General features: G+C 67.6%; 21 protein-coding genes. 13 read left to right on the plus strand and 8 right to left on the minus strand.

The features are described 5' to 3' along the window. Window positions 1–1,056: an AAA family ATPase gene (locus tag ACERNI_RS10290; protein WP_448833202.1), complete on the minus strand. Its 1,056-nt coding sequence runs from the start codon at window positions 1,054–1,056 to the stop codon at window positions 1–3. 318 nt (window positions 1,057–1,374) lie between these two features. On the opposite strand from ACERNI_RS10290, the gene ACERNI_RS10295 reads away from it, so the two are divergent. Genes ACERNI_RS10295 through ACERNI_RS10310 form a run of 4 tightly spaced genes read left to right on the plus strand, consistent with a single transcriptional unit; the run spans window position 1,375 to window position 4,292 of the window. Continuing rightward, window positions 1,375–2,040, plus strand: coding sequence for a DUF1285 domain-containing protein (locus tag ACERNI_RS10295; RefSeq protein ID WP_448833203.1), 666 nt, complete (start codon window positions 1,375–1,377; stop codon window positions 2,038–2,040). A gap of 19 nt (window positions 2,041–2,059) precedes the next feature. Next, the gene (locus ACERNI_RS10300) at window positions 2,060–2,752 is read left to right on the plus strand and encodes a CoA pyrophosphatase (RefSeq protein WP_448833204.1); all 693 of its coding nucleotides are present in this window, start codon (window positions 2,060–2,062) and stop codon (window positions 2,750–2,752) included. Further along, entirely contained in the window at window positions 2,749–3,006 is a 258-nt protein-coding gene (locus ACERNI_RS10305; protein WP_448833205.1) for a DUF6111 family protein, read from the plus strand. Before ACERNI_RS10300 ends, ACERNI_RS10305 begins: the two co-directional genes overlap by 4 nt. Further along, window positions 3,003–4,292 (plus strand): CCA tRNA nucleotidyltransferase, encoded by a 1,290-nt coding sequence (locus tag ACERNI_RS10310; RefSeq protein ID WP_448833206.1) that lies wholly within the window; start codon window positions 3,003–3,005, stop codon window positions 4,290–4,292. Before ACERNI_RS10305 ends, ACERNI_RS10310 begins: the two co-directional genes overlap by 4 nt. Before the next feature lie 26 nt (window positions 4,293–4,318). Here ACERNI_RS10310 and bioB read toward each other — a convergent pair whose 3' ends face one another. Further along, a complete protein-coding gene (gene bioB, locus ACERNI_RS10315; RefSeq protein WP_448833269.1) occupies window positions 4,319–5,464 on the minus strand; it encodes a biotin synthase BioB in 1,146 nt (381 codons plus the stop codon). 719 nt (window positions 5,465–6,183) lie between these two features. Here bioB and ACERNI_RS10320 point away from each other — a divergent pair. Then, a complete protein-coding gene (locus ACERNI_RS10320; RefSeq protein WP_448833207.1) occupies window positions 6,184–6,516 on the plus strand; it encodes a hypothetical protein in 333 nt (110 codons plus the stop codon). Window positions 6,517–6,588: 72 nt separating this feature from the next. Here the strand turns inward: ACERNI_RS10320 and ACERNI_RS10325 are convergent, their stop codons facing one another. Then, complete coding sequence (locus ACERNI_RS10325) at window positions 6,589–7,305, minus strand: endonuclease V (protein ID WP_448833208.1); 717 nt, start codon at window positions 7,303–7,305, stop codon at window positions 6,589–6,591. Window positions 7,306–7,713: 408 nt separating this feature from the next. Beyond that, window positions 7,714–8,811 carry a redox-regulated ATPase YchF gene (gene ychF / locus ACERNI_RS10330; protein WP_448833209.1) on the minus strand — a complete coding sequence of 366 codons (1,098 nt, stop codon included), beginning with the start codon at window positions 8,809–8,811 and terminating at the stop codon, window positions 7,714–7,716. Window positions 8,812–9,117: 306 nt separating this feature from the next. On the opposite strand from ychF, the gene ACERNI_RS10335 reads away from it, so the two are divergent. The 3 genes from ACERNI_RS10335 (at window position 9,118) to ACERNI_RS10345 (ending at window position 11,704) form a co-directional block, all read left to right on the plus strand. Further along, window positions 9,118–9,780 (plus strand): MBL fold metallo-hydrolase, encoded by a 663-nt coding sequence (locus ACERNI_RS10335; RefSeq protein ID WP_448833210.1) that lies wholly within the window; start codon window positions 9,118–9,120, stop codon window positions 9,778–9,780. Window positions 9,781–9,997: 217 nt separating this feature from the next. After that, window positions 9,998–10,255, plus strand: coding sequence for a DUF3297 family protein (locus ACERNI_RS10340; RefSeq protein ID WP_448833211.1), 258 nt, complete (start codon window positions 9,998–10,000; stop codon window positions 10,253–10,255). 201 nt (window positions 10,256–10,456) lie between these two features. Continuing rightward, the gene (locus ACERNI_RS10345) at window positions 10,457–11,704 is read left to right on the plus strand and encodes a YbfB/YjiJ family MFS transporter (protein WP_448833212.1); all 1,248 of its coding nucleotides are present in this window, start codon (window positions 10,457–10,459) and stop codon (window positions 11,702–11,704) included. A gap of 7 nt (window positions 11,705–11,711) precedes the next feature. On the opposite strand, the gene mutS is transcribed toward ACERNI_RS10345, so the two are convergent. Further along, window positions 11,712–14,432 (minus strand): DNA mismatch repair protein MutS, encoded by a 2,721-nt coding sequence (mutS, locus tag ACERNI_RS10350; RefSeq protein ID WP_448833213.1) that lies wholly within the window; start codon window positions 14,430–14,432, stop codon window positions 11,712–11,714. Window positions 14,433–14,853: 421 nt separating this feature from the next. Here mutS and ACERNI_RS10355 point away from each other — a divergent pair, with 421 nt between their 5' ends. Further along, window positions 14,854–17,142 carry an NADP-dependent malic enzyme gene (locus tag ACERNI_RS10355; protein ID WP_448833214.1) on the plus strand — a complete coding sequence of 763 codons (2,289 nt, stop codon included), beginning with the start codon at window positions 14,854–14,856 and terminating at the stop codon, window positions 17,140–17,142. 82 nt (window positions 17,143–17,224) lie between these two features. Here the strand turns inward: ACERNI_RS10355 and ACERNI_RS10360 are convergent, their stop codons facing one another. Then, on the minus strand, window positions 17,225–18,541 hold the full coding sequence (locus ACERNI_RS10360) for an MFS transporter (protein ID WP_448833215.1): 1,317 nt from the start codon (window positions 18,539–18,541) through the stop codon (window positions 17,225–17,227). A gap of 294 nt (window positions 18,542–18,835) precedes the next feature. Here ACERNI_RS10360 and ACERNI_RS10365 point away from each other — a divergent pair, with 294 nt between their 5' ends. Beyond that, on the plus strand, window positions 18,836–19,474 hold the full coding sequence (locus tag ACERNI_RS10365) for a TetR/AcrR family transcriptional regulator (RefSeq protein ID WP_448833216.1): 639 nt from the start codon (window positions 18,836–18,838) through the stop codon (window positions 19,472–19,474). 65 nt (window positions 19,475–19,539) lie between these two features. Beyond that, entirely contained in the window at window positions 19,540–20,097 is a 558-nt protein-coding gene (locus ACERNI_RS10370; RefSeq protein WP_448833217.1) for a hypothetical protein, read from the plus strand. A 49-nt stretch (window positions 20,098–20,146) separates the two neighbouring features. Here the strand turns inward: ACERNI_RS10370 and ACERNI_RS10375 are convergent, their stop codons facing one another. Further along, window positions 20,147–21,238 carry an ATP-dependent DNA helicase gene (locus ACERNI_RS10375; protein ID WP_448833218.1) on the minus strand — a complete coding sequence of 364 codons (1,092 nt, stop codon included), beginning with the start codon at window positions 21,236–21,238 and terminating at the stop codon, window positions 20,147–20,149. A gap of 242 nt (window positions 21,239–21,480) precedes the next feature. Here ACERNI_RS10375 and ACERNI_RS10380 point away from each other — a divergent pair, with 242 nt between their 5' ends. Continuing rightward, entirely contained in the window at window positions 21,481–21,792 is a 312-nt protein-coding gene (locus tag ACERNI_RS10380) for a hypothetical protein (RefSeq protein WP_448833219.1), read from the plus strand. Between the two features lie 60 nt (window positions 21,793–21,852). Here ACERNI_RS10380 and ACERNI_RS10385 read toward each other — a convergent pair whose 3' ends face one another. Beyond that, entirely contained in the window at window positions 21,853–23,151 is a 1,299-nt protein-coding gene (locus tag ACERNI_RS10385; RefSeq protein WP_448833220.1) for a mechanosensitive ion channel family protein, read from the minus strand. 469 nt (window positions 23,152–23,620) lie between these two features. On the opposite strand from ACERNI_RS10385, the gene ACERNI_RS10390 reads away from it, so the two are divergent. Then, entirely contained in the window at window positions 23,621–25,594 is a 1,974-nt protein-coding gene (locus ACERNI_RS10390; RefSeq protein ID WP_448833221.1) for a mechanosensitive ion channel family protein, read from the plus strand. Window positions 25,595–26,286 lie beyond the last annotated feature (692 nt).

Genomic DNA, 26,286 nt, shown 5'->3' on the forward strand with positions numbered 1-26,286 from the left:
TCAGCCCAGCCGCGCCACGAGGCGGTCGATCAGGCTGGCGATGGAGACGCCATCGGCCCGCGCGGAAAAGGTCAGCGCCATGCGGTGGCGCAGCACCGGCCCGGCCAGCGCGGCCAGATCGTCGAGGGAAGGCGCGAGGCGGCCATCAAGCAACGCCCTGGCGCGGGCCGCCAGCATCAGCGCCTGGCTGGCGCGGGGACCTGGCCCCCAGGACAGATGGCTGGCGATTCCGGCGTCGCCGCCGTCGGTGCGGGCGGCGCGCACCATGTCGAGGATAGCCTCAACCACCTGCTCGCCCACCGGCAATTGCCGCACCAGGCGCTGCGCCTGCAACAGTTCGCCGGCGGTGAGCGCCTGTTGGGGGCGCGCCTCGTCGTTGCCGGTGGTTTCCAGCAGGATGCGGCGCTCCGCATCCCGGTCCGGATAGGGCACGTCGATCTGCAGCAGGAAGCGGTCGAGCTGGGCTTCCGGCAGCGGATAGGCGCCCTCCTGCTCGATGGGGTTTTGCGTCGCCAGCACATGGAACGGCGCCGGCAGGTCGTGACGCTCGCCGGCCACGGTGACGTGGCGCTCCTGCATGGCCTGCAACAGGGCCGATTGGGTGCGGGGACTGGCGCGGTTGATTTCGTCAGCCATCAGCAATTGGGCGAACACCGGGCCGCGCACGAAGCGGAACGAGCGACGGCCGTGCTCGTCCTCATCGAGGATTTCGCTGCCGAGAATATCCGAGGGCATCAGGTCGGGCGTGAACTGCACGCGCCGCGTCTCCATACCGAGCACCACCCCCAACGCATCGACGAGGCGGGTTTTCGCCAGGCCCGGCAGGCCGACAAACAGGCCATGACCACCGGCGAGAATCGTCACCAGCGCCTGGTCGATCACCGCCTGCTGGCCGAAGATGACCCCGCCGATGGCCGCGCGCGCCCGCGCCAGCGCCGCCAGCGTCTGGTCAACCGCCTCGCCGGACGTCGCCGGGGCTTCAACCACCCGCGCGCCGGCGAACGTCTGTGTGTCGCCGGGGCCATATCCCGCATGCCCGGTGGGCTGGATCGTCATGCGCGCTGCTCTCCTGGGATTCCTGCCTGGGAATCCTGCCTGAAACTTTGCCAGAAACCTGTCGCCGCGGGGCCGGCGTTTCACGGACCCGCGCTGTTCCTGCATACGATGCTTTGCCGGCGCGCGCATCCTGCTTTGGCCAGCGCCGGCTGCAAAATCCGGATGCGAAACCTGGACGACCGGCTCCAGACGGCAAATACCGCCGGCCGCATCAATTCACGCCAAAGAGCCCGCAATAGGGCAAGCCGGTTTTTCCTTACGGCGCGTCGTGGTCTATGATGCGCGCCGGGCATCAGACAGACGGGCCGGGAGAAGCATGTGAACCAGGTCGCCGGAAAACCGGGAAACGCCAACAGTCCTGCAACCAGCGGCCAGGCGAATGGCCCGCAGGCCAGCCGGCCTGCCGGGCTGGAGAGCCTGTTCGCGGCGCTTGGCCCCGTGGGCGATGCTGACGGCCCGGCGCCGCCGCGGCCGGTTGAAAAGTGGAACCCGGCGTTCTGCGGCGACATCAACATGCGCATCGCCGCTGACGGAACCTGGTTCTACATGGGCACGCCGATCGGCCGGCATGCGCTGGTCAAGCTGTTCGCCTCGATCCTGCGCAAGGATCCGGAGCGTTACGTGCTGGTGACGCCGGTGGAGCGCGTTGGCATTCAGGTGGAGGACGCGCCGTTCATCGCCGTGGAAATGGCGGTGCAGGGCGCTGGCGACAGCCAGGCCATCAGCTTCCGCACCAATGTGGACGATGTGGTGAGCGTGGGGCCCGACCACCCGCTGCGCTTCGAGCGTGACGCGGAAGGCGGGCTGAAGCCTTATGTGCGGGTGCGCGGCGATCTGTGGGCGCTGGTGAAGCGGGCGCTGATGTATGATCTGGCGGAGCTGGGCGTGGAGCAGCCGGCGACGGACGGCGGCGAGCCGCTGTTCGGCGTGCGCAGCAATGGCGGCTTCTTCCCCATGGCGCGCATCAGTGAACTGGCCGTCTGATACAACAACGATAACAACAATGGTGATCGGGATGCTGGCGGAGCAGAAGGCGGCGGGAAACGGAGACCGGGACAGCGCCGCGCCATACAGTCTGGACAGCTTCATGGCGCGCGGCCGCGCCCACCTTTACGCCGCGCCGCCAGCCATCGGCGGGCCGCTGTCCAACCCCGGCGGCGACCATGCGCTCAACAGCGATTTCACCCCGCCGTTTGATGAAAAGGCCGCCCGGCCCGCCGCCGTGCTGATTCCGGTGGTGCGCCGGCCCGATCCGACGGTGCTGCTGACCCAGCGCCCTTCCGCCATGCGCAGCCACGCCGGCCAGGTGGCGTTTCCCGGCGGCAAGGTCGACCCGGAAGACGGCACGCCGCTCAACGCCGCCCTGCGCGAGGCCGAGGAAGAGGTCGGCCTTGGCCGGCGCTTCGTGACGCCACTCGGCTATCTTGACCCTTATCTGACAGGGTCCGGCTTCCGCATCATTCCGGTGGTCAGCGTGGTCGAGCCCGGCTTCCGCCTGACGCTCAACCCCGATGAGGTGGAAGCGGCGTTCGAGGTGCCCCTCGCCTTCCTGATGAACCCGATCAACCATGAGCTGCGCTCGGCCGAGTGGCAGGGCCAGTTGCGCCGCTATTACGCCATGCCCTATGGCGAACGCTTCATCTGGGGCGCCACCGCCGGCATCATTCACAACATGTACCAGAAGTTTTACGGGTGAGCCGGATCGTGCTCGAACAGCTGGCGCTGTTCCTTGCCCCCTTTGCGGTTTTCGCCATTTACCTGCTGCTGCGCCGGCGCAATCCGCTGACCCGCGCGCCGTGGGACGGGCGGACGCTGTGGCTCGCCGTCGCCGGCCTTGGCCTCGTCGTCGCGGTGATGGTGTTCACCGGCCTGACGCAGAACCGCGCGCCCGGCGGCTACGCGCCGCCACGCATGGAAAACGGACAGCTCAAACCAGGCGGTTTCCAGTGACATCAGCCACCCTGACGCCGAACCAGCGCGAAGCCCTGCAGGCGCTGCTGCAACGCCCCCGGGTGGCGCGGCTGTTCGCGGCGCTGGACGGGAACGGCGAAGATCTGCGCATCATCGGGGGAGCGGTGCGCGACGCCCTGCTGGGCCTGCCGGTGACGGAAATTGACCTGACCGGCGCCGCCCTGCCGGAAGAGACCATGGCGCGGGCGCGGCGCGCCGGCCTGAAAACCGTTCCCACCGGCATCGACCATGGCACGGTCACCGTCATCGTCGATCATGAACCGTTCGAAATCACCACCCTGCGCGAGGATGTGGAAACCGACGGCCGCCGGGCCCAGGTGCGCTTCGGCAAGGATTTCAACGCCGACGCCCTGCGTCGCGACTTCACCATCAACGCCATGTCGCTGGACGGCCAGGGGCGGTTGCATGATCCGGCCGGCGGGCTGGCGGACCTTGGCGAGCCGGCCGGCGGGCGTGGGCCGAGGGTGCGCTTCATCGGCGATGCGGCGACGCGAATTCGTGAGGATTACCTGCGGACCTTGCGGTTCTTCCGCTTTCACGCCCGCTTCAGCCAGGGCGCGCCGGACGCAGACGGCTTTGCCGCCGCCATCGCCTGCCGCGACGGGCTCGACCAACTGTCGCGCGAACGGGTGCGGGCTGAATTGCTGAAGCTGCTGGCGGCCCCTGGCGCGGCGGAGGCGATCACGCTGATGTCCGGCGCCGGATTGTTGCATCGCGTTTCCGGCATTGTCGCGGAGCCCGGACGGCTGGCGCGGCTTGTCGCCAGCGAAACCCGGCGCGGCGCGCCGGCCGATGCGCTGCTGCGGCTGGCGGCGTGCGCCGTGCGGGTGGCGGAAGACGCGCGGGCATTGCAGGAGCGGCTGCGGCTCTCTGGCGCCGAAGCCGGGCGCCTCGGCAATCTGGCCCGGGCCCAGGAGCGCCTGCATGACGCCAGGCGCCTGACCCTGACCGCAGCACGGGCCATGGCGGCCGGGATGGGCGGCCAGGCGCTGACCGACGCCGCCGCCCTTGCCGATGGCGAGCCCTGGTTCGAGCCTCAGGACGACGCCCGGGAGTATGTGACGGCGCTGGCCTCCGGCGTTGCGTCCGCGCCGGCGTTTCCCCTGCGTGGGGCTGATCTGCTGGCGCTGGGCGTCGCGCCCGGCCCCGCCGTCGGCGCCATGATGGCGGCGCTCAGGGCACACTGGCTGGAAGCCGGTTGCCCCGAGGGCAAGGCGGCGCGCGCCGGTCTGCTGGCGCGCGCGACGGACATGGCGGCGGGCTGAAGCGCTTCCGGCTTCAGGCGGCGGCTTCAGGCAGAAGCGCCGCAGCCACAGCTACCACAACCACAACCGCCGTTTTCCGCCGGCAACGGCGCCGGGCCGAGGTCCAGCACGTCGCGCTGCGGGGCGGCGCGCTCATGGGCGTGATCTTGGGCGTGCGCCGGCTCTTCCAGCGTCAGCCGGGCGGCGCGGACGCCGAGGCGGCGGAACAGGGCCATGTCGGAATCCTGCTCCGGATTGTCGGCGGTGAGCAGGGTGTCGCCGGCGAAGATGGAATTCGCCCCGGCAAAGAAGCACAGGGCCTGCATTTCGTCGCTCATGGCGGTGCGGCCGGCTGACAGGCGCACCACCGATTCGGGCATCATGATGCGGGCCGTGGCGACGGTGCGGACGAAGGAGACAGGATCGAGCGGCGGGGCGTTTTCCAGCGGCGTGCCGGCGATCGGAATCAGCATGTTCACCGGCACGCTCTCGGGGTGGGCCGGCAGATTGGCCAGGGTCAGCAGCATGCCGACGCGGTCTTCCGCCTCCTCGCCCATGCCGACAATGCCGCCGCAGCACACCTTGATGCCGGCGTTGCGCACGTTTTCCAGCGTCTGCAGGCGGTCGGAAAAGGCGCGGGTGGTGATGACCTTGCTGTAATAGGCCGGCGAGGTATCGATGTTGTGGTTGTAGTAGTCGAGCCCGGCGTCGGCGAGGCGCGATGCGTCATCCGGCGTCAGCATGCCCAGGGTCATGCAGGTTTCCATGCCCATGGCGCGCACGCCCTGCACCATGGCCACCACCGCGTCCATGTCGCGGGTTTTGGGGTTGCGCCAGGCGGCGCCCATGCAATAGCGGGTGGCGCCGGCGTCGCGCGCCTTGCGCGCCTCGGCCAGCACCCGCTCCACCTCCATCAGCTTCGAGGCTTTCAGACCCGATTCGTGGTGGGCAGACTGGCTGCAATAACCGCAATCTTCAGGGCAGCCGCCGGTCTTGATGCTGAGCAGGCGGGCCAGCTCGACCTGATTGGGGTCGAAATGACGGCGATGGACGGTCTGCGCCGCGAACAGCAGGTCGTTGAACGGCGCGTCGTAGATTGCCTGCGCCTCCTCCCGGGTCCAGTCATGGCGCAGGCCGGCGTCAATGAAACCAGCGACCGACAGCGTGACGGGCGCGGCGGAAGACGGCGGCATTGCAAGGCCTTCAACCTGATTGGCGGGGGTCTGGTCCAGGCGCGCCATCCGCGTCTCCTTTTATCTATTAAAATGATGATCTGCTGCCTCCAGTTTCCAGAAGCGCCGGACGCGCGCAAGAGGCCGGATGGCGGGCGCGCGGCGGCGGACGGTTTGCGAGGGTTGAGTATGGCAATAATTTATTAAAATCATCAAGATAACTGACATTCACCGCGCCAGCGCGACGCTGCCTGAATGCGTATAATTATAGATTTATCCGTGTGGCGCCGGTTTTCGCCTGCGGGGCCGTCCCTGAAATAATATATAAAATACGCCCGCAGCAGTTGCAGAGAACCTGCCGCGGCGCCCCGGCCGGGCGTTGCGCCTGGCAGCCGCGCCGCCACCCGTCATCAATCCCGCCATGCATCACGGGCGTCGACGCTTTCGTGCGCCGGGCGGGCGTTGGGTTTGGGAATGCGGGGGTTGTGAATGCGGATATCGCCATCATGGCCGGGACAACCCCGGCATGATGGCGAAGGGCGCGATGCTGGCGCCCGGGCGGTTTGTTGGGGCCGTTTCCCGCTTCTGCCTGGCAAAATGGTGGCGCCGCCTGCAAAAGCGCCAGCCGGCGCCGACCGAATGCGCAACACGGGCGCCGGGGCTGTCGCTTTCATCCGCCCGTCACGCTAACCTGTCATGGCGTGAACAGTGGACTCCATGTCTCTTGCAGGGAGGCAGCCATGGCGGACAGCAGATCCAACCCCGCAATGATCGCACGGCGCTTCGCGGCGCGCCGGGACCAGACCAGCCCGCAAGGCCCCGGCGAAGGGCTACCCGCGGCGACGGCTCCCCCCTTCTCCCATGAGGCCAGTCATGATGCGGCCCCTGTGGTCAATCTGAGCCTGTGGCGACGTGAGTGCTTTACCCTGCCGCCAGCGGAAGCGCGGGAAACGGCGCGCGACTGGCTCGCCCGCTACCCACGGGCGCGCTGGCGTTCGGAAATCGAGAACTGGCGCATCGTCGGCGACAATCTGGTGCAGTTCACCATGCGCCGCCTGCCTCAGGCCGAGTAAGCAAACGTCGCCTCGGGTTTTGCAGGAAATGCTGTGGCGCCGCCTGCCTCAGGCCGGGTGGCGCGGGCCCCGTTACGAGCCGGAAAGCGCCGGCTGGCTGGCTGCCGTCAGCGCGGCTGCCCGGTGGGCGGCGCGCACCGGCTCGGGCAGGCGGAAGCGCCCAAGACATGCCCGGACCAGCGCCACGGCGCCGGCCTGATCGATCAGATGGCCAGGCGAGACATAGACCGGCGCCACATTGGCGCGGGTGCGCAGCACCACGCCAATGGACGGCGGCGCCGGCTCCTTTGCCGTCGGCGGTCGCGCCAGCAAGGCTGCCGCCTCGCCTTGCAATGGTCCGGGACCGGCGCTCCAGCCGGTCAGCCGGGTCTTGGCGCAGCCAACGCTGGGGCGCCCCAGCCACAGCCCCATATGGCTGGCGACGCCGATGCCGCGCGGATGGGCGCAGCCGGCGCCATCGAAAATGAAGGCATCCGGTTCCGTTTCCAGCCGGGCGAACGCCGCTTCCAGCACCGGCCCTTCACGAAACGTCAGCAGGCCGGGCACATAGGGAAACGGCGTTGGCGCATCGGCCAGAACGGTTTCCACCACCTGCAGGTCAGGAAAAGACAGTACGACCACGGCGGCGCGCGACAGCCCCTCCCGCACGCTGACGTCAACGCCAGCGACATGACGGACAGCGGCAAGATCCAGCGGCGCATCCAGCACGAGCCTTTCGGCAAGCTGCTTTTGCAGGGCGATGGCCTGGCGCGGGGTTACAGTCCAGTCGTGGAGGTGGGGAATTTGCATGGCGCAAACATGCGCCGCGACCGCGGGCTTTTCCAGATGCTGCAACGATCACTGGCCTTGGCGGCCGGTGGGCGCGGACATGCGGAATGTACGGCCGGCTGCCCGCGCCCAGCAACTCGCCCGATGGCATGTTGGCATTTTTTCCCGCGCCATGCCGCGCCTGTTGCGGCCAGCCACGGAAAGCCGGATGGAGAGGCGTTGTTCCGCTGCGCCTGTACGCGCTGCGTGGATGGCCAGGCCCGGCCATGACGGGTTGGGCGGGCTGAAGCCAGGAGGCGCCTTCCGGCGCCCAGCCGCTCGCCAGCTGTCAGCAGCCCTGACCCATGGCGAGATGGCGTATGGAGATGACGACGCATGGAGAAACGGCGGCGGCGGGTGAATTGCAGCCCGCGCCGCAGTTCCGGCTACTCAGTTGTTGAAACGGAAGTGCAGCACGTCGCCGTCAGCGACGACATATTCCTTGCCCTCAAGCCGCAGTTTGCCGGCGTCGCGGGCGCCGGCCTCGCCCTTCAACGTCACGTAGTCGTTGTAAGCGATGGTTTCGGCGCGAATGAAGCCCTTCTCGAAATCCGTATGGATGACGCCGGCGGCCTTCGGGGCCTTCGTGCCGGTGGTGATCGTCCAGGCGCGGGCTTCCTTGGGGCCAACGGTGAAATAGGTGATGAGGCCGAGCAGATCGTAGCCGGTGCGGATGACGCGGTTGAGGCCAGGCTCGGTCAGGCCGATCGCCTCCAGATAGTCCTTCTGCTCCTCCTCCGGCAGCACGGCGATCTCGCTCTCGATGGCGGCGGAAACGACAACGGCGCGCGCGCCCTCTTCCTTTGCCCGGGCGAACACCTTGGCGGAATGGTCATTGCCGTTTTCGGCCGAGGCTTCCTCGACGTTGCAGACGTAGAGCACCGGCTTGGAGGTGAGCAGGCCGAGCTGGCGGAAGGCGAACTCCTCTTCCGGCCTCACCTCAAGCATGCGGGCCGGCTTGCCGTCGCGCAGCAGCACCAGGGCGCTGTTGACCAGCTCGATCTGCTCCTTCGCCTCCTTGTCGCCGCCGCGGGCGCGCTTTTCCAGGCCTGGAATGCGCTTCTCGAGGCTCTCCAGATCAGCGAGCATCAGCTCGGTCTCGATGGTCTCGATGTCGGCCAGCGGATCGACCTTGCCGTCGACGTGGGTGACGTCGCCGTCCTCAAAGCAGCGCACCACATGGGCGATGGCGTCGCACTCGCGGATATTGCCGAGGAACTGGTTGCCGAGCCCCTCGCCCTTCGAGGCGCCGCGCACCAGGCCGGCAATGTCGACGAAGGTCAGGCGGGTCGGGATGATCTGCTGCGAACCGGCGATGGCCGAGAGGGCGTCAAGGCGCGCATCCGGCACGGCCACGTCGCCGACGTTCGGCTCGATGGTGCAGAACGGGTAATTGGCCGCCTGGGCCGCCGCAGTCTGCGTCAGCGCGTTGAACAGGGTCGACTTGCCGACATTTGGCAAACCAACGATTCCGCATTTGAAGCCCATGACCACTCCACCGCGCCAGTTTCCGGGTCAGACGCCACCGGCCCCGGAAAATGCGCCAAAGAAAAAAGGGGGCGCGGCGAACCACAACCCCTCAACCATCCAGATTTTGCGCATCCATAGAACAAGTTCCCGCCGGAGGGAAACGGCTTCAGCATCGAAAGCCGCCGCCGCGCCTATGAGCCGCGATTTCCCGGCTGGCCCGCGGCTGGTCACGGCCGCCGAATGCCGTTACCCATATCGCCAGCAAGATCGCCACCGAGGAAGATCACCACGCGGGGCCCCCCGCCGCATTTTCAGGAAGCGCCCATGAGCGACGAGAACAACCGGCCGGAATTCCCCCTGCGCGCCGCCATCGTGCCGGTGACGCCGTTCCAGCAGAACTGCACCATCATCTGGAACGAGGACACCATGGCCGGCGCCGTGGTCGACCCCGGCGGCGACCCGCACCTGATCCGCAAGGCGCTGGAACAGACTGGCGTGAAGGTCGAGAAGATCATCATCACCCACGGCCACATCGACCACGTGGGCGCCGCCGCCGAGCTGGCGGAAGAACTGGGCGTCAAGATTGAGGGGCCGCACAGGGCCGACGCCGAGATGATGCGGAATGTCGAGTTGCAGGCCCAGAAGTGGGGCATCGGCGGCGTGCGCAACCTCGCCAGCGACCGCTGGCTGGAGGAAGGCGACAAGGTGACGATTGGCGGCGCGACGTTTGACATCTACCACTGCCCTGGCCATTCGCCCGGTTCGGTGGTGCTGGTGAATGACGACCAGCGCATCGCCCTGGTGGGCGACGTGGTGTTTCAGGGCTCCGTTGGCCGCACCGATCTGCCCGGCGGCGACCACAACGCGCTGATCCGCTCCATCAAGGAAAAGCTGCTGCCGCTCGGCGACGATATCGCCTTCATCTGCGGCCACGGCCCGATGAGCACCTTTGGCCAGGAGCGGCAGTTTAACCCGTTCCTGAACTGACGCGCATTGCGCCGGCCGCCCGGATCGGGGTATGAGCCGGCCCCGCATGACATGGGGCGGGACCTGGGGCAGGATCTGGAGCAGGAATGGAACGCGTTCCGTTCATCCAGGCCAGTGACCGCCCTGCCCCGCTGACCTGATGTGTTGCCTGGCGCAAAGCGGCGTCCGCTTCGCCAGGGAGCGCTGTTTGCGCGAACGCCGCGTAATGGAAGAGAAGATGAGCGAACAGACCGCCACCCCGCCCGACCGTCTCAGCGTCGATCCCGACAGCCCGTTCCATGACGAAGCCGCGCTGGCGCGCGGCGTTGGCGTGCGCTTCAAGGGCGTCGAGAAGACCAATGTGGAAGAATATTGCGTCAGCGAGGGCTGGGTGCGGCTCAGCGTTGGCAACACGGTCGATCGCCGGGGCCGGCCCATGGCGGTGAAGCTGAAGGGCGCCGTCGAGCCGTACTTCCAGGACGTCGCCCAAAGCTGACGCGCGAACAAGGCTGAGGCGCGAGGCAGCCCCTCAGGACTGCCCCACAAGACCTGCCCTCAAGACCTGCCCTCAAGACCTGCCCGCATTCGCCGGCGCCCATCGCCGGCAAATGCGGGCATGCGTTTTTCGCCTGGGGGGAACGCCCCCCAGGCCCGGCGGCCCGCTCGTCACCTGGCCTGGTCCGTGTATGGTTGCGGCATGCGCCAGACAACGTCCCAGCCCGCACCGTCCCCCGCCGCCACTGGAGCCCCCGTTGTTCCGCCGCCCTGGCGACTGACGGCCTCGGCCATGTGCGCCATGTTCATTGGCATTGGCCTGGCGCGCTTTGCCTATACCCCGCTGATGCCGGCGCTGGTCGGGCAGAACTGGTTCAACCAGTCCGAGGCCGCCTACATCGGCGCGGCCAATCTTGCCGGCTATTTCATTGGCGCCCTGTTGTCGCGCAAGCTCGCCGCGGACAACCCGAGGCTGGCGCTGCGGGCCGCCATGGTCGCGTGCGCCATCAGCTTCTTCGCCTGCGCCTGGCCGTCATCCTTTCTGTGGTTCTCGTTCTGGCGTTTTCTCGCGGGTTTCGCGGGGGCGGTGGCGCTGGTCACGGCGGCGCCGTTCGTGCTGCCATTCGTGCCAGAGAAGCGGCGCGGCGTTGCCTCCGGCATGATCTTCGTCGGGCCGGCGATCGGCGTGACGCTCGGGGCGCTGCTTGTGCCATGGCTGGTGACACAGGGGCTCACCTTCACCTGGATCGCGCTCGGCGTTGCTTGCCTGATCGTCACGGCCATGGGCTGGAGCGGCTGGCCGCCGGCGCCGGCAAAACAGCCCGCCGGGGCCGCCGCCGTCCACGCGCCGCCGCCGCATGGCCGCTCGCCCGCCGCCGTGGCGACGCTGCTGGCCGGCGTCTACGCCGTTTACGCGCTCTCCGCCTTTGGCCTGGTGCCGCACATGATTTTCCTGGCCGACTATGTGGCGCGCGGGCTGAACTGGGGGTTGACCAGCGGCGCCATGTACTGGGCGCTGTTTGGCGTGGGCGCCATGCTCGGGCCGGTGATCACGGGCGCCTGCGGCGATCATTTCGGCTTCCGCGCCACGCTGCGCGTTGGCCTTGTGCTGCAGATGCTCGGCGTCGGCGTGCTCGCCGTCTCGGCGAACCCCGTCCTGCTGGCGGCATCCAGCATCCTGATCGGCGCCTTTGTGCCGGGGGTTGCCGTGCTGACCATGGGCCGGCTGCGGGAAGTTGCGCGGGCTGACCGGATTCCCGACGGCTGGCGCATCGCCACGGTTGGCTTTGCCGTTGGCCAGGCCGCCGCCGGCTATATTTTCTCATGGGTATTCGCCCGCACCCATGATTATCCGCTGCTGTTCGGCGTCGGCGCGGGCATCATCGTGCTGGCCCTGGCGGTGGAGCTGACCACCAGCGCCCTTGCCGCGCGGCGCGACCGCCCGGCCTGAAACCGCCTCAGTCGCGCAGCAGGGTCTTGAGGTTGTAGAGCGCGTCAAGCGCCGCCCGTGGCGACAGGTCATCGACATCGATGGCCGCCAGGGCCTGGCGCAGCGGATCCGGCCTTGCCGGCTCTTCAACGACAGCAGGACGCGCGGCCAGGCGCGGCGCGGCGGCAAACAGCGGCAGATCGTCGATCAGGGCCGACACCGGCTTTTCCCGGTCGCCCTTTTCCAGCTCGGCGAGAATCTGCTTCGCCCGCTCCACCACCGACATCGGCAGGCCGGCGAGACGCGCCACCTGGATGCCGTAGCTGCGGTCTGCGGCGCCGGACGTCACCTCGTGCAGGAACACCACCTCGCCCTGGAATTCGGTGACGCGCATGGTGGCGTTGGCCACCCGGTCGAGCCGCTCCGACAGCGCCGTCAGCTCGTGATAATGGGTGGCGAACAGCGAGCGGCAACGGTTGACCGCATGCAGGTGCTCGATCGCCGCCCAGGCGATGGACAGGCCATCGAAAGTGGCGGTGCCGCGGCCGATCTCGTCGAGGATCACCAGAGCGCGCGGGCCGGCCTGGTTGAGAATGGCGGCCGTCTCGATCATCTCGACCATGAAGGTGGAGCGGCCGCGCGCCAGATCGTCAGCGGCGCCGACACGGCTGAACAGGCGGTCGACGACGCCGATATGGGCGCGGCGGGCCGGCACGAAGGCGCCCATCTGCGCCAGCACCACCGCAAGGGCGTTCTGGCGCAGCCAGGTGGATTTACCGGCCATGTTGGGACCAGTGACCACGACAATGCGCCCGGCGGCGGCGTCCGGCGCCGCCAGATCGCTGTCATTACCGACGAAGGGCTGCCCCTGGCGCTTCAGCGCCGCCTCCACCACCGGATGGCGCGCGTCTTCCAGAGAGAACGCGAGGCTGCCGTCCACCACCGGGCGCACCCAGCGGCGCTCGACGGCCAGCTCGGCCAGAGCGGCGGTGACGTCGAGCGCGTCGAGGGCGGCGGCGGCGGCGACGATTTGCCCGGCATGGTCGATGAGCAGGGCGCGCAGGCGATCGAACACCGCCAGCTCGACGCCGCGGGCCCGGTCGGCGGCCGAGGCGATTTTCGCCTCCAGCTCGCCCAGTTCCACGGTGGAGAAGCGCATGGCCCCGGCCATGGTCTGGCGGTGGACAAACAGGCTGTTCAGCGGCGGCTGCAGGAACGTCTCGCCCGCCGCCTGGGGCGTTTCGACGTAATAGCCGATCATGTTGTTGTGCTTGATCTTCAGGGTGCGCACGCCAGTCTCGGCGGCATAGCGGGACTGGAGCGCGGCGATGTAGCGGCGGCTGTCGGCCTGCAGCAGGCGCGCCTCGTCGAGCGCCGCGTCATAGCCTTCCCGCACGAAGCCGCCATCGCGCTTCAGCAGCGGCAGTTCGTCTGCCAGGGCGGCGGACAACGCGTCAGCGACGCCGGTGTCCAGCGCCCGCAATTGCGCGCCGGCTCCCGCAATTTCCTCCGGCAGCCCGCCATTGCCGCCAAGCAGCAGGCCAAGGCCGTGCGCGGCCTGCAGACCGGCGCACAGGGCGGCCAGATCACGCGGGCCGCCGCGATCCAGGGTGAGGCGCGACAGGGCGCGGGCCATGTCCGGCGCCGCCTTCAGCCGCTCGCGCAGGGCGCCGCGCAACAGGCTGTCGCCGGCCAGCGCCTCCACCGCGTCATGGCGGGCGCGGATGCGGGCGAGGTCTGTCAGCGGCCCGGCCAGGCGCTCGGCCAGCAGGCGGCCGCCGCCGGGCGTCAGGGTCATGTCGATGGTGGCCAGCAGGCTGCCGGCGCGCTCGCCGCCAAGGGTGCGGACCAGCTCCAGATTGGCGCGGGTGGCGGCGTCAACCGAGAGAATGCCGCCCGTGGCGCCGCGCGAGGGCGGCGACAGCGCCGGGCGGGCGCCATATTGCGTGCGCTCCACATACGCCAGCGCGGCGGCGGCGGCGGCGGTTTCGGCGCGGGAGAAACTGCCGAAGGCGTCCAGCGAGGCGACGCCATAATATTCCTGCAACCGGCGCGCCGCGGAAGCCGGGTCAAGACCGTCGCGCGGGATTGGCGTTACCAGCACGCGGCTTTCCCGCCAGAAAGGCGCGAGGTCCTGATCATCATAGATGGCGTCCGGTACGACGATCTCGCGCGGGTCGAGCCGGGCAAGTTCGGCGGCCAGTCCGCCCGCCTCCGTTTCCGTGACGCTGAAGCGGCCGGTGGTGATGTCGGTGGCGGCGACGGCGTAGGTCCAGCCATCGTCGGCGCGCTGGCGGGCCACGGCGGCGAACAGGCTGGAGCGGGCGGGGTCGAGCAGCCGCTCCTCGGTGACGGTGCCGGGGGTGACAAGGCGCACGACGTCGCGCTTCACTACGGATTTGCCGCCGCGCTTGCGGGCTTCCGCCGGATCTTCCGTCTGTTCGCAGACGGCGACCCGGTGTCCGGCGGCGATCAGGCGCTCCAGATACTCGTCGGAGCGCTCAACCGGCACGCCGCACATGGGAATGTCCTCGCCCTGGTGCTTGCCGCGCTTGGTCAGGACGATGCCCAGGGTGCGCGAGGCTTCTTCAGCATCGGTGAAGAACAGTTCGTAAAAATCGCCCATCCGGTAGAACAGCAGCGCTTCCGGGTGCGCCGCCTTGATCTCCAGATACTGGGCCATCATCGGCGTCACGCGGCTGGCGGACGCATCGGTTTCCTGGCGGGCGGATGTTTGGGCGTCAGCCATGGGCTTGCGGCTTGCCTTCCTGCTCGGGCCGGACGTCCGCGCCGCGCAACGGCGGGAGTCCGGAAAAGAATCCACTATGACAGCGGCAAGCTACTGCACTTCTGGGAAGAATGGCGCCGTCGCCGCATCGCCGACTGTGCACAAGCGTCGCCAAACGCCCGCTCTCCCGAAAACCGGAAAGACGGCCCCCGCCCGCTGGCCGCGAAGCTTTGACCGGCATTGGACGAAAGAAACTTTGCCCTTTCCAGTCTTATGGGCCAATAGACAGCCAGAACGCGCGAAATTGTCGTCGCGCGCGCTTGAGGAAACGTCACCGCGCGCCTACTCTCCGGCGCCTCGTCTTTGAGCGGGGCGCGGAGCCGGACAAGGTTTCACGACCTCACCCGCGCCGACACCAGAACAAAGAGCACAGAATTCCGCCATGACCGACAAGCCCACGCGCCGCCAGGCGCGCCCGACCTTCACCGACCAGGAAGCGCTCGATTTCCACTCCAACGGCCGCCCCGGCAAGCTGGAGATCGTTCCGACCAAGCCGATGGCGACCCAGCGCGACCTGTCGCTGGCCTATTCGCCGGGCGTGGCTGTGCCGGTGCTGGCGATCGCGGACGATCCGTCGCGCGCCTTCGACTACACCGCGCGCGGCAACATCGTGGCGGTGATTTCGAACGGCACGGCGATCCTCGGGCTCGGCGATCTCGGCGCGCTGGCCTCCAAGCCGGTGATGGAAGGCAAGTCGGTGCTGTTCAAGCGCTTCGCCGACGTGGACTCCATTGACCTGGAAGTCGACACCAAGGATCCGGACGCCTTCATCAACGCCGTGCGTTATCTCGGCCCTTCGTTCGGCGGCATCAACCTCGAAGACATCAAGGCGCCCGAGTGCTTCGTCATCGAGGAGCGCCTGAGCGAGCTCATGGACATTCCGGTGTTCCATGACGACCAGCACGGCACGGCGATCATCGCCGCCGCCGGCATGCTCAACGCCATGCACCTGACCGGCCGCGATCCGAAGACGACGAAGCTGGTGGTCAACGGCGCCGGCGCGGCGGGCATCGCCTGCGTCGAGCTGATCAAGGCCATGGGCTTTGCCCCGGAGAACGTCATCCTCTGCGACACCAAGGGGGTGATCTACCAGGGCCGCCAGGAAGGCATGAACCAGTGGAAGTCAGCGCATGCGGCCAGGACCGACGCGCGCACCCTGGAAGAGGCTTTCGTCGGCGCCGACGCGGTGATGGGTCTTTCGGTCAAGGGCGCCTTCACGGCGGAGATGATCCGCTCGATGGCGCCCAACCCGATCATTTTCGCCATGGCCAACCCTGATCCGGAAGTGACGCCGGAAGAGGTGCACGCCATCCGCGACGACGCCATCGTCGCCACCGGCCGTTCGGACTACCCGAACCAGGTGAACAACGTGCTCGGCTTCCCCTACATCTTCCGCGGAGCGCTCGACGCGCGCGCCACCCGCATCAACATGGAGATGAAGGTCGCCGCCGTGGAGGCGCTCGCCGCCCTCGCCCGCGAGGACGTGCCGGACGCGGTCGCCGCCGCCTATCAGGGCACGCGCCCGCGCTTTGGCCGCGAATACATCATTCCGGTGCCGTTCGATCCGCGCCTGATCCACACGGTGCCGCCGGCTGTGGCCAAGGCCGCCATGGACACCGGCGTGGCGCGCCGCCCGATCGTTGACATGCAGCGTTACCGCAATGAGCTCTCCGCCCGCCGCGATCCGGTGGCCGGCGTGCTGCAGGGCGTGTTCGAGCGCGTGCGGCGCCAGCCGAAGCGCGTCGTCTTCGCCGAGGGCGAAGAGGAGCAGGTGATCCGCGCCGCCGTCTCGTTCGTCAACCAGGGCCTGGGCACAGCCGTTCTGGTGGGCCGCGAGGAGCTGGTGCGCGCCGCCGCCGCCAACGCCGGCATCGAGCTGGACGGCCGCGATGGCATCGAGATCCACAACTCGCGCCTGTCGGACCGCAACCCCGCCTACGCGCAGTACCTCTACAACAAGCTGCAGCGCCAGGGTTACCTGCTGCGCGACTGCCAGCGGCTGGTCAACAACGACCGCAACTACTTTGGCGCCGCCATGGTCGCCATGGGCGACGCCGACGCCATCGTCACCGGCGTGACGCGCAACTACGCCCAGGCGCTCAACGACGTGCGCAAGGTGCTGGACACCAAGCCCGGCCATCGGGTGATGGGCCTCTCCATGGTGCTGTCGCGCGGGCACATGACGCTGGTGGCCGACACCGCCATCGCCGAAATGCCGACCGCCACGGAACTGGCCGACATCGCCGTGCAGGCGGCCAACGCCGCCCGCCGTCTCGGCCATGAGCCGCGCGTCGCCATGCTGTCGTTCTCCACCTTCGGCCAGCCCGAGGGCGAGCGTTCGGGGCAGATGCGCGAAGCCGTGCGCATTCTCGACCAGCGCCATGTCGACTTCGAGTACGAAGGCGAAATGGCCGCTGACGTTGCGCTCGATCCAGACCTGATGAAGCAGTTCCCGTTCTCGCGTCTCAAGGGCCCGGCCAATGTGCTGGTGATGCCGGCGATCCATTCCGCCGCCATCTCCACCAAGTTGCTGGAGCAGCTCGGCGGCGCCACGGTGATCGGCCCGCTGATCGTCGGCCTTGACCGCGCCGTGCAGATCGCGCCGCTTGGCGCGCGCGACAGCGAGATCGTCAACATGGCGGCGCTGGCGGCCCTGAACGTCGGCGGCTGATCCCCACGCGCCATGGCGCTGGCAAACAAACGAACGGCCCGGAGCGGATGCTCCGGGCCGTTTTTGTTATCGGGGAAATGGCTCAGGCAGGCGCCGGAGCTTCCCGCGCCGGCGCCCGCCTGTCCCGCAACAGGAACACCGAGGCGGCCGCGACAAGGCACATGACGCCGGCGATGTAGAAGGCCGGCAGATAGCTGGCGAGCAGGGTGCGCGATAGCCCCCCGCCCCAGGCCGCGACCGCGGAGCCGATCTGGTGGCCGGCGAAAATCCAGCCAAACACCAGCGGAGCCTTCTCGGCGCCGAAATAGCGGCCGGCCAGCTTGACCGTTGGCGGCACCGTCGCCACCCAGTCAAGACCATAGAACATGGCGAACAGCGACAGGCCGTAGAAGGTGAAGGCGCTCTGCGGCAGCCACAGCAACGACAGGCCGCGCAGACCGTAGTACCAGAACAGCAGGTTGCGGTTGTTGTAACGGTCGGACAACCAGCCGGAGAGAATGGTGCCAACGAAATCGAAGGCGCCCATCATCGCCAGGGTCGAGGCGGCGTCGACCTGGGGCATGCCGAAGTCGCCGCACAGGGAAATGAAGTGGGTCTGCACCAGGCCGGCGGTGCTGAGGCCACAGATGAAGAAGGTGCCAAACAGCACCCAGAATGGCAGGCTGCGGGCGCTCTCGTTCAAAATGCTGAATGCCCGCGCCACCGCCGCCCCGACATTGCCCGTGCGGGCGGGCGGCGGGGCCGGCGTCTCGCCTGGACGCAGCGGCGCCGCGCCAAAGGCGCGCTGGCCAACATCGGCCGGCCTGTCCTGCATGAACAGCAGCACCAGCACGGCGGCCAGCCCCAGCGAAATCATGGTGGGGGCCAGGGCCATGCGCCAGCCAAAATGCTCGGTCAGCCAGGCGGCGAGCGGCAGGAAGGCAAGCTGGCCGGTGGCCACCGCCGCCGTCAGCAGGCCGAGCACCAGGCCGCGACGCTCCTCGAACCAGCGACTGGCCACCGTGGCGCCCAGCACCATCGCGGTGAGCCCGGTGCCGAAACCAACCACCACGCCCCACAGCAGCACGAACTGCCACAGGCTGGTCGCCACGACGCCGGCGGCCATGCCGCCGATCACCAGCGCCAGCGCCAGCACGATGATGTTGCGGACGCCATAGCGTTCCATGAAGGCGGCGGCGAAGGGCGCCATCAGACCGAACAGCAACAGACGGATGGCGAAGACGCTCGACAGATCGGCGGCGTTCCAGCCAAATTCCCGCGCCATGGGCGTGATGAACACGCCGCCAAGCCCAACGGTTCCGGCGATGCTGAGGCTGGTGAGGAAGGTAACCGTCACCACGACCCAGCCGTAGTGAAGCCCGCGTCGCGCCAGTGCGGCCGCCATTGTCTGCGCCAGCATGATATTTCACTCCAGAGTGCGGCCACGGGCCGGTAAAGCTGCGATCCGCTCGACACAGGTGGCGGCGGCCGCTATGATGATAATCGTCATCAATCAATGATGACAAGCATCATCATTCGTCAAGAGGCCCGACAGGCTTCCTGGCGTCGATGGCGGCAGGCAATTCCGTCCGGGCGCCCCGGACATGATCCGGGGCAGGCTCCGCTGGCGGAGACCGCGCCATGGTTTGATCTGACCCGTCTGCGGCGGCCATTCTGGCCCGCCCTGGCAGGGCAAGGAGGGCAGGCTTTCGTCATGCGCATCAGCCGGAAGAAAGCGGAGGCGAACAAGGCGGAAGTAGTGGCCCAGGCCTCGCGGCTGTTTCGCGAGCGGGGCCTCGACGGCCCCAGCGTCGCCGAACTCATGCGCGCCGCCGGCATGACCCACGGCGGCTTCTACAATCACTTCTCATCCAAAACCGATCTGCAGGCCTGCGCACTCGCGCACAATTTTGACCTCGCCGTCGCGCGGCTGGCGCGGATCGGCGAAGGCCCAGATGCGGCGGCGAGACGCGCGGCGCTGGACGATTATATTGCCCACTACCTCTCGCCCAGGGCGCGCGACGCCAGCGGCGCCTCCTGCCCGATGGTCGCCTTCGGCGCCGACGTTTCGCGCGAGGACGCCGAAGTGCGCCGCGCCTACGCCGATGGGCTGGAGCGCTATCTGACCGACCTTGCCCTGGCCTTCGCGACGCCAGATGCGCACAGCGACGGCAGCGTCCGGTCGGCCCGCGCCCAGGCGATCGCCCTGCTGGCGACGCTGGTCGGCGGCCTGTCGCTGGCCCGCAGCGTCGCGGGGGTTAATCCGGAACTGTCGGACGAACTGCTGGCGACGGCGCGCAGCCACGCGCTTGCCCTGGCGAAACTATCGCCAGAGACGGCGCAAGTCATATGACCGAATAATAAGCCCATATCCCAGACGGATTAGCATAGTATTCACCCAGAAACTGGAGAATGCACATGCCACCCGTCACCAGTCAAAGCGACTCGCAACAACTGTACCTTCAGACATCCAGCCTCATCACGCTTCAAATCGCGCCAGGCTCCATACAACAATCCTCTGGCGCAAGCGAACCAAGCCTTGACGGGCCTCATGCCGGAGATGACCCAAGCATTGTATCGTGGTTCATTAACCAGAACGCCGACGGAGGCGCGAGCAGCGATATCCAGTCGTCCTTCATCAATGCCTGCGGCGGCTGGGATCATATCTTCGCGCCATACACATCGACCCGACCTGGGGGCATGTATTTCTTCTTTGGCGTCAATGTCATCGTCACCACACCCGGCATGGCGCCCTGCAGCAGCACCATCTACATAGGCCAGGGCAAGGATGGAACCCGGTATCCATGGTGGGCGGGCGGCGCCGACTTCACCGTAACGGGCAGCAATACGATCGGAACCTTGACGGTCAACAATTTCACGCCATGCACCAACATTCAGGCGACAGTGTTCGAATCCCAACACCGGAATGACGTCCACGAGATCGACCTGCTGTTCAAAAACTACGTCATGATCTGAACAGGCTGCTGGCCAGCCCGCCGCGCCATACAGCCCATCGCCGAAAACATCACACCACCACCGTCAGCTTGCGCGCCGCGCGGGTGATGGCGGTGTAAAGCCAGCGGTGGCGGTGCTCGCGAAACGCGTAGCTTTCATCGAACAGCACCACATTGTCCCATTGCGAGCCCTGGGATTTGTGCACCGTCAGGGCATAGCCATAGTCGAATTCATCCGAGCGGCGGCGGATCTCCCAGGGCAGCGCTTCCTCCCCGCCCTCGAAGAATTCGCGCAGCACCTTCACCTTGGCCGAGCGGCCGCCAATGTCTTCATCCGGCTGCACGGTGAGCTGCACCAGGCCCTTCGACTCGCCGCGATTGCTGCGCACCCTGAAAACGCCGCCGTTCAGCAGGCCCTTGGCGCGGTCGTTACGCAGGCAAACCAGCTTCTCCCCAACGCCTGGCATGGGGTCGCGGTAGCCGAGCAGCTCGCGGATCCGGCCGTTATAAAGCCTGCGGGTGCGGTTCATGCCCACCAGCACCTGGTCCGCCGCCAGAATGGCCCCGGCGTCGATGTCGCGCCGGGAGATGACGCGGGTTTCGCCGTAGTCGCCCAAAGCGATGTCGCCGCCCTCGCGGGCGATCATCGACAGGTGGACGATGGGATCATCCTTGGCCTGACGGTGCACTTCGGTCAGCATCACATCCGGCGCGTCGGCGGTGAAATAGCCGCCGCCTTTCACGGGCGGCAACTGCGCCGGGTCGCCCAGCACCAGAATCGGCGTGTTGAACGATTCGAGATCGCGGCCCAGCTCCTCATCAACCATCGAGCATTCATCGATGATGATCAGGCTGGCCTTCGAGGCGTTGCCGCTGTGGTTGATGACGAAGGTCGGCGCCTCCTCCTCCACCCCGCGCGAACGGTAGATCATGGAGTGGATGGTGGCCGCGTCGGTGCAGCCCTTGGAGCGCATGACCAGGGCGGCCTTGCCGGTGAACGCGCCGAACGCCACTTCGCCGTCAACGCCTTCCGCGATGTGGCGGGCCAGGGTGGTCTTGCCCGTGCCGGCGTAACCGAACAGGCGGAATACCTGGGGGGAGCCCTTCTTCAGCCAGCGCGCGACGGCGTTGAGAGCGTCTTCCTGCTGCGGCGACCAGGCCATGCCCTACCTTAACCCTTGCTTGACGCGGAATCGGCCCGCCTGTTTACCCTGTGCGCCAGAGGGTGTAGCGCTCCGGGCCTGATAACGCCATCCTTGTCACGGCGGCGCTGTCGCCCGAATGGCGGCGGCAAACCTGCTCCGGCGACGCCGGACATTTGCCCCATCTCCTTGAACTGAAGTATTTTCCCGTAGCGAAGCAGTGCTTCGCGGGGACACAATCCGCTCGGCAACGGTTGGGGAACATGCGCGCGATCCTGAGATTTCTGGGCTTCCTCTCGGTTGTCGGCGGGTTCGTTGCGCTGGTCATTGACGTGACGCGCTACCTGGCCAATGACGCCTGGTCCCCGGTGACGCTGCACGGCGCGCTCGACGCCATCGTCACCGCTGGCGGCGACCGCCTCACCGCCAGCGTTTCGGGAATCGCCGGCGCCCTGGCCGGCGGCGCGGTGACCACGGCCCTGGCGGCGCCAGCCTCCATCACGGGCCTGGTCGGCGGCTTTGTCATGATGCTGGCGTTCCGCAAGCGCGACAGGGACGAAACCTCCCCGTTCTGAATGCGGCGGCCGCAACGACTGCCAGCGCCGCAAGCGCGCGCAGGTCCGGCAACAGCCGGATCACTCCGCGTCGGCTCCAGCCCCAGCCATCGCGCGGGCGTGGCCGCCCATGCGCTCCGCCGGCCGTCGTCGCCCGGTCCCGGCCGACATGGCCCGCAGGTCAGCGCCCGCCGGGCTCTGGAACACCCGCAGGTCGAACTCCGGCAGGATGGCGTACAGGTGGTCGAAGATGTCGGCCTGAATGCCTTCATATTCCGTCCAGACCACCGTATCGGTGAAGCAATACACCTCCATGGGCAGCCCCTCCGGCCCGGGCGGCAACTGCCGCGCCATGATTGTCAGATCCTGGCGCAATTGCGCATGCGTGCGCAGATAAGCCTCCACATAGGCGCGAAACGCGCCGATATTGGTGAGGCGACGACAGTTGGCCGGCGCCGCGTCATTCGCGCCAAGCTGTTCGTTCCATTGCAGGATATCCACCTGCTTGCGGGCCAGATGGTCCCTCAGCAGGCGCAATGCGCCGAGGCGGCGCACATCCTCCGCATCGAGAAAGCGGATGCTGGTCTGGTCAAGGTTCAGGGCGCGCTTGATGCGGCGGCCACCGGCCTCGCGCATGCCGCGCCAGTTCCTGAAACTGCCGGTGACCAGTTTCCGGATCGGCACGGTGGTGATGGTCTTGTCCCAGTTCTGCACCTTCACCGTGTGCAGGGCGATCTCGATCACATCCCCATCGGCGCCCTCCGCCGGCGCCTCGATCCAGTCGCCAACCCGCACCATGTCCGTGGATGAAATCTGGATGCCGGCCACCAGCGACAGCAGGGTGTCCTGAAACACCAGGATCAGCACCGCCGCCATGGCGCCCAGACCTGACAGCAGGATGATCGGCGAGCGGTCGATGATCGTCGCGATCATCAGCAGCGCCATGATGACATAGAGCGCGATCTTCAGGATCTGGAAATAGCCCTTCATCGGCCGCTTCCGCGCCTCGGGACGCCGGTGATAGACAACGTCCACAAGATCGAGGGCCGCGCCGGCGGCCAGCCCCAGGGCCAGCACAATCACCGCATTGGCGACATTGCGGGCTACGGTGACAAACGCTTCAGGCGCGTGCGGCGTCAGGCCGACCCCGGCCGAGATCACCAGCGCCGGCGCAGCCAGCGCCAGCCGCTCCAGCACGCGGTGGCGCCGGAGTTCCGGATCCCGCCCCAGGGCGGTGCGCGCCATCACCCGGTTGTAGCCCCGCAGCAGCAGGCTCTTCATGGCAAAATTCACCACCAGGGCCAGCAGCAGCAACCCACCGACGAAGATGACCGTATCCAGCCACGGCCATTCCGTCCTGACGCTCAGAAAATCCAGCATGTAAAATTCAACAACCTCTTTCAAATTTTGGCATTTTATTGAAAAATACCCAAAAACGCCGCCAGCATACGCAAGGAAGGGGTGCATTGGCCAGCCGGCAGGACGTTGCCTCCCCGCCAGCATCATGTTCCGGCGCGCTGTACGGACGCCGCCCCGCATCCGCCGGCGCGCAACACCGCCCGCGCGCAAGTTACCGCGCCCGGCAATGGCGGGCCGCCCGTAAACCGTCCTGCCAGAAGACCGCGCGCCCTGCTTGATAATCACTTGCGCGCGCTTCACAACGACATCGGGGAGCCAGTCAGGTTGCGATGCGCGACTGAACTGGAGCTGGGGAGACGCCGGCGGCTTTCACGCAAGGCCGGCGCCGTCTTGCCCCAAAAGGCTCCATGCAAGGAACACGAGACGTTTTCACGGTGCGCGGCTACGGTGAAAACGCCATCAGAATATCGGCGATACAGGAGCGACCGGCGTGGCGCAGGGACAGTCCCCAGACGAGATCGAAACCGACGCAAATGCAGTCGCCGAAGGCGTCAACCAGATCGCCACGGTGCTGCACGAGGGCATCCTGCGCCGCATCGGCAACACCTACCGGATCGGCTCCGACTGGGCCGATCTGCTGGTCTCCATGCACGCTGACGGACGCAATCCGCTCCTGACCGTGCTGGTCGCCGCCCTCTCGGCCGCCGGCGGCGTGGTGGCGCTGCTGATCGCCCGCGAGATCATGGTTCGGCGCGGCGCGCGCTTCGGCAGGCTGCTGAGGGCGACCGGCGCCATCCTGCTCGCCGTCGTCGCGGTCATCATCGCCAGCCGGATCGTCACCCGCGATGTGCCGACGCGGCAGCTCATCATCCTGTGGAGCGGCGCCGCCATCGTCGGCCTTGCCGGGCGACACGCCTTCACCACCATTCTTTCCGCCAGCTGGGCCCCGACGCTGGCGCGCCGGCGGCTTCGCAGGTTCAGCGAACTGGTGAGCGCCGCGTTCATCTGGGGCGTCCTTGGCCTTGCCACCATATCGACCTTGCGGGGCCTGCGCGCCAGCCCTGGCCTGATTGACATCGCCACGTCAGTTCTCGTCAGCATACCTGTCCTTGTCATCAGCGTGTTCGCCTACTGGTGGTTTCGCCAGCCCGTCACTGCGGCGGTCGCCGGGCCGCCGCCGAGGACGGTGGGCCGGCTCCGCTTCGCCATCGCCTGGCCATTCATTGCGATGATCGCGGCCGTTGGCACATTTACCGCCCTGCAAATCTCCATCACCGTGGCGCACCCCCTGCCTGGCCTGCCGCTGCTGCTGACACTGCTGCTGTTGCTGCTGACCCCACATATCGACGCCATGCTGGCGGAGTGGGCCAGGGAGCGGGAGCGCACCACCACCGACAGCGTGCCCCTCACGGCGCTTTACCGCACCAGCCGGTTCGCCTTTGTGCTGCTGGCGCTGATTGCCATTGGCTTCCAGTGGGCCCTGCCGGCGCTGGTGGCGCTGGGGGTTCACTCCGGTGAGGCTGAATGGCGTTCCATTTCGCTGGCCGTCATCGCCGTTGCCGCCGCCTGGGGCTGGAACGCCACGGGCATCGGCTTTGAACGTCTGACCAGACGGGGACACCAGAGCGCCGCCCACAACGATGAGCTTCATGCGCCCAGCACGCGGCTGGAGACGCTGTTCCCCCTGTTGGGGGGCACCGCCCGGGCGCTGATTGTCCTGCTGGCCGGCCTCACCATCCTGCTTCTGCTGGGCATGAACATCTGGCCAATCGTCACCGGCCTCAGCGTCTTCGGCCTCGCGATCAGCTTCGGCTCACAGACCCTGGTGAAGGACATCGTGTCGGGCCTGTTCTTCCTCATCGACGACGCATTCCGGATGGGCGAATACATCGAGACGTCCGGCTCCAAGGGCACGGTCGAGCGCATTTCCATCCGCTCGGTCAGCCTGCGTCATCCGCGCGGGGCCATCGCCACCGTGCCCTATGGGCAGATCGGCAAGATCCAGAACTTCAGCCGCGACTGGGTCATCGAAAAGCTGGTGTTCCGGGTGGCCTTCGACACCGACGTCGAACAGGTCCGGAAACTTTTCAAGCAGATCGGCGCCAAGCTGGCGACCGACCCGGAGTTCGCGGACGACCTGCTGGAAACCTTCAAGAGCCAGGGCATCGCCAATGTGGAGGACGGTACGCTGCTTGTGCGCGGCAAGTTCAAGGCGCGCGCCGGCAAGCAGTTCATCATTCGCAGAAAGGTTTACCTCGCCGTGCAACAGGCGTTTCGCGACAATGGCATTGTCGCCGCGCCCAAGCCGGTGATGATGGCGTCCCCGTCGCAGGCTGCGACGCAGGAAACCACCCCGGCGCAGCCTGCGACGCAGCCAGCGGCAACCACGGCGCCAGCGCAACAGCCGCCCCCCCAGGCGGAAACCGCGCCGCCCCCAACGCAGCCGGCCCCGCCGGCCGCCTGACCCTCGGGCCCGGCGGTCGCGCACGGCAGTCACCCGCATGACAGGCACCCGCATGGCGTCTGCCGCCAGGGCATACGTCCCCGATGAAATCTGCCCATGACGCAGGTCGGGGCGGCGCCCGCAAGCAAATGGAACTCGCCGGCAAGCTCCTCCACAGGCAAGCTGCTTCACCGGCAAGCGCCATTGATCCTGCGGGCCTGTTCCCCCAGGGCGCGCTGGCGCGCACGGGCGCCAGCCATGGCCAGCAGCGCCCCAGGATTTCCCAGGGGAGCACCGCCGCCAGGCCCCTCCGGCGTTTCGGATCCGCCCCCCCGGGAATCCGCTCCCCCCGGGGAAACGCCACAGCACGGCTCCGTGCATCAGGCCCGATCAGTCCAGATCACTTGGACATGGAGTCGCCTGGACGGAGCGCCGTATATCCTGCAAGTCCCGGCGTCCCGCTCACTGGCGATGTGCAGGTCGCCCGTGAGCCGGCGCCTTCACGCCCTGGCACGACGCCCGGTCATGGCGTCCCAGGCCCCCGCCAGGACTGGGCGCGCATCGCTCCGGTGAAATCCGGCAAGGTCAGGCGCGCCGGTAACCGCGTACTGGCTACCGGAGGGCGTCATGACGGACAGCCGCCACCGCGCCTTCAGGGCGCACGACAGGCTAGCGGGCGGCAATCGCTGGTGGACAGCCCCTCAACGTCGACC

The sequence above is a fragment of the Camelimonas sp. ID_303_24 genome (assembly GCF_053543495.1).

What these genes read in the sequence shown, in the direction of transcription:
- ACERNI_RS10370 (WP_448833217.1), top strand. Translation starts at nt 19,540, where the DNA reads ATGCCACCCGTCACCAGTCAAAGCGACTCGCAACAACTGTACCTTCAG.
- ACERNI_RS10320 (WP_448833207.1), top strand. Translation starts at nt 6,184, where the DNA reads ATGGCGGACAGCAGATCCAACCCCGCAATGATCGCACGGCGCTTCGCG.
- ACERNI_RS10365 (WP_448833216.1), top strand. Translation starts at nt 18,836, where the DNA reads ATGCGCATCAGCCGGAAGAAAGCGGAGGCGAACAAGGCGGAAGTAGTG.
- mutS (WP_448833213.1), bottom strand. Translation starts at nt 14,432, where the DNA reads ATGGCTGACGCCCAAACATCCGCCCGCCAGGAAACCGATGCGTCCGCC.
- ACERNI_RS10290 (WP_448833202.1), bottom strand. Translation starts at nt 1,056, where the DNA reads ATGACGATCCAGCCCACCGGGCATGCGGGATATGGCCCCGGCGACACA.
- ACERNI_RS10380 (WP_448833219.1), top strand. Translation starts at nt 21,481, where the DNA reads ATGCGCGCGATCCTGAGATTTCTGGGCTTCCTCTCGGTTGTCGGCGGG.
- ychF (WP_448833209.1), bottom strand. Translation starts at nt 8,811, where the DNA reads ATGGGCTTCAAATGCGGAATCGTTGGTTTGCCAAATGTCGGCAAGTCG.
- ACERNI_RS10300 (WP_448833204.1), top strand. Translation starts at nt 2,060, where the DNA reads ATGGTGATCGGGATGCTGGCGGAGCAGAAGGCGGCGGGAAACGGAGAC.
- ACERNI_RS10325 (WP_448833208.1), bottom strand. Translation starts at nt 7,305, where the DNA reads ATGCAAATTCCCCACCTCCACGACTGGACTGTAACCCCGCGCCAGGCC.
- ACERNI_RS10355 (WP_448833214.1), top strand. Translation starts at nt 14,854, where the DNA reads ATGACCGACAAGCCCACGCGCCGCCAGGCGCGCCCGACCTTCACCGAC.
- ACERNI_RS10360 (WP_448833215.1), bottom strand. Translation starts at nt 18,541, where the DNA reads ATGCTGGCGCAGACAATGGCGGCCGCACTGGCGCGACGCGGGCTTCAC.
- ACERNI_RS10345 (WP_448833212.1), top strand. Translation starts at nt 10,457, where the DNA reads ATGCGCCAGACAACGTCCCAGCCCGCACCGTCCCCCGCCGCCACTGGA.
- ACERNI_RS10340 (WP_448833211.1), top strand. Translation starts at nt 9,998, where the DNA reads ATGAGCGAACAGACCGCCACCCCGCCCGACCGTCTCAGCGTCGATCCC.
- bioB (WP_448833269.1), bottom strand. Translation starts at nt 5,464, where the DNA reads ATGCCGCCGTCTTCCGCCGCGCCCGTCACGCTGTCGGTCGCTGGTTTC.
- ACERNI_RS10375 (WP_448833218.1), bottom strand. Translation starts at nt 21,238, where the DNA reads ATGGCCTGGTCGCCGCAGCAGGAAGACGCTCTCAACGCCGTCGCGCGC.
- ACERNI_RS10385 (WP_448833220.1), bottom strand. Translation starts at nt 23,151, where the DNA reads ATGCTGGATTTTCTGAGCGTCAGGACGGAATGGCCGTGGCTGGATACG.
- ACERNI_RS10335 (WP_448833210.1), top strand. Translation starts at nt 9,118, where the DNA reads ATGAGCGACGAGAACAACCGGCCGGAATTCCCCCTGCGCGCCGCCATC.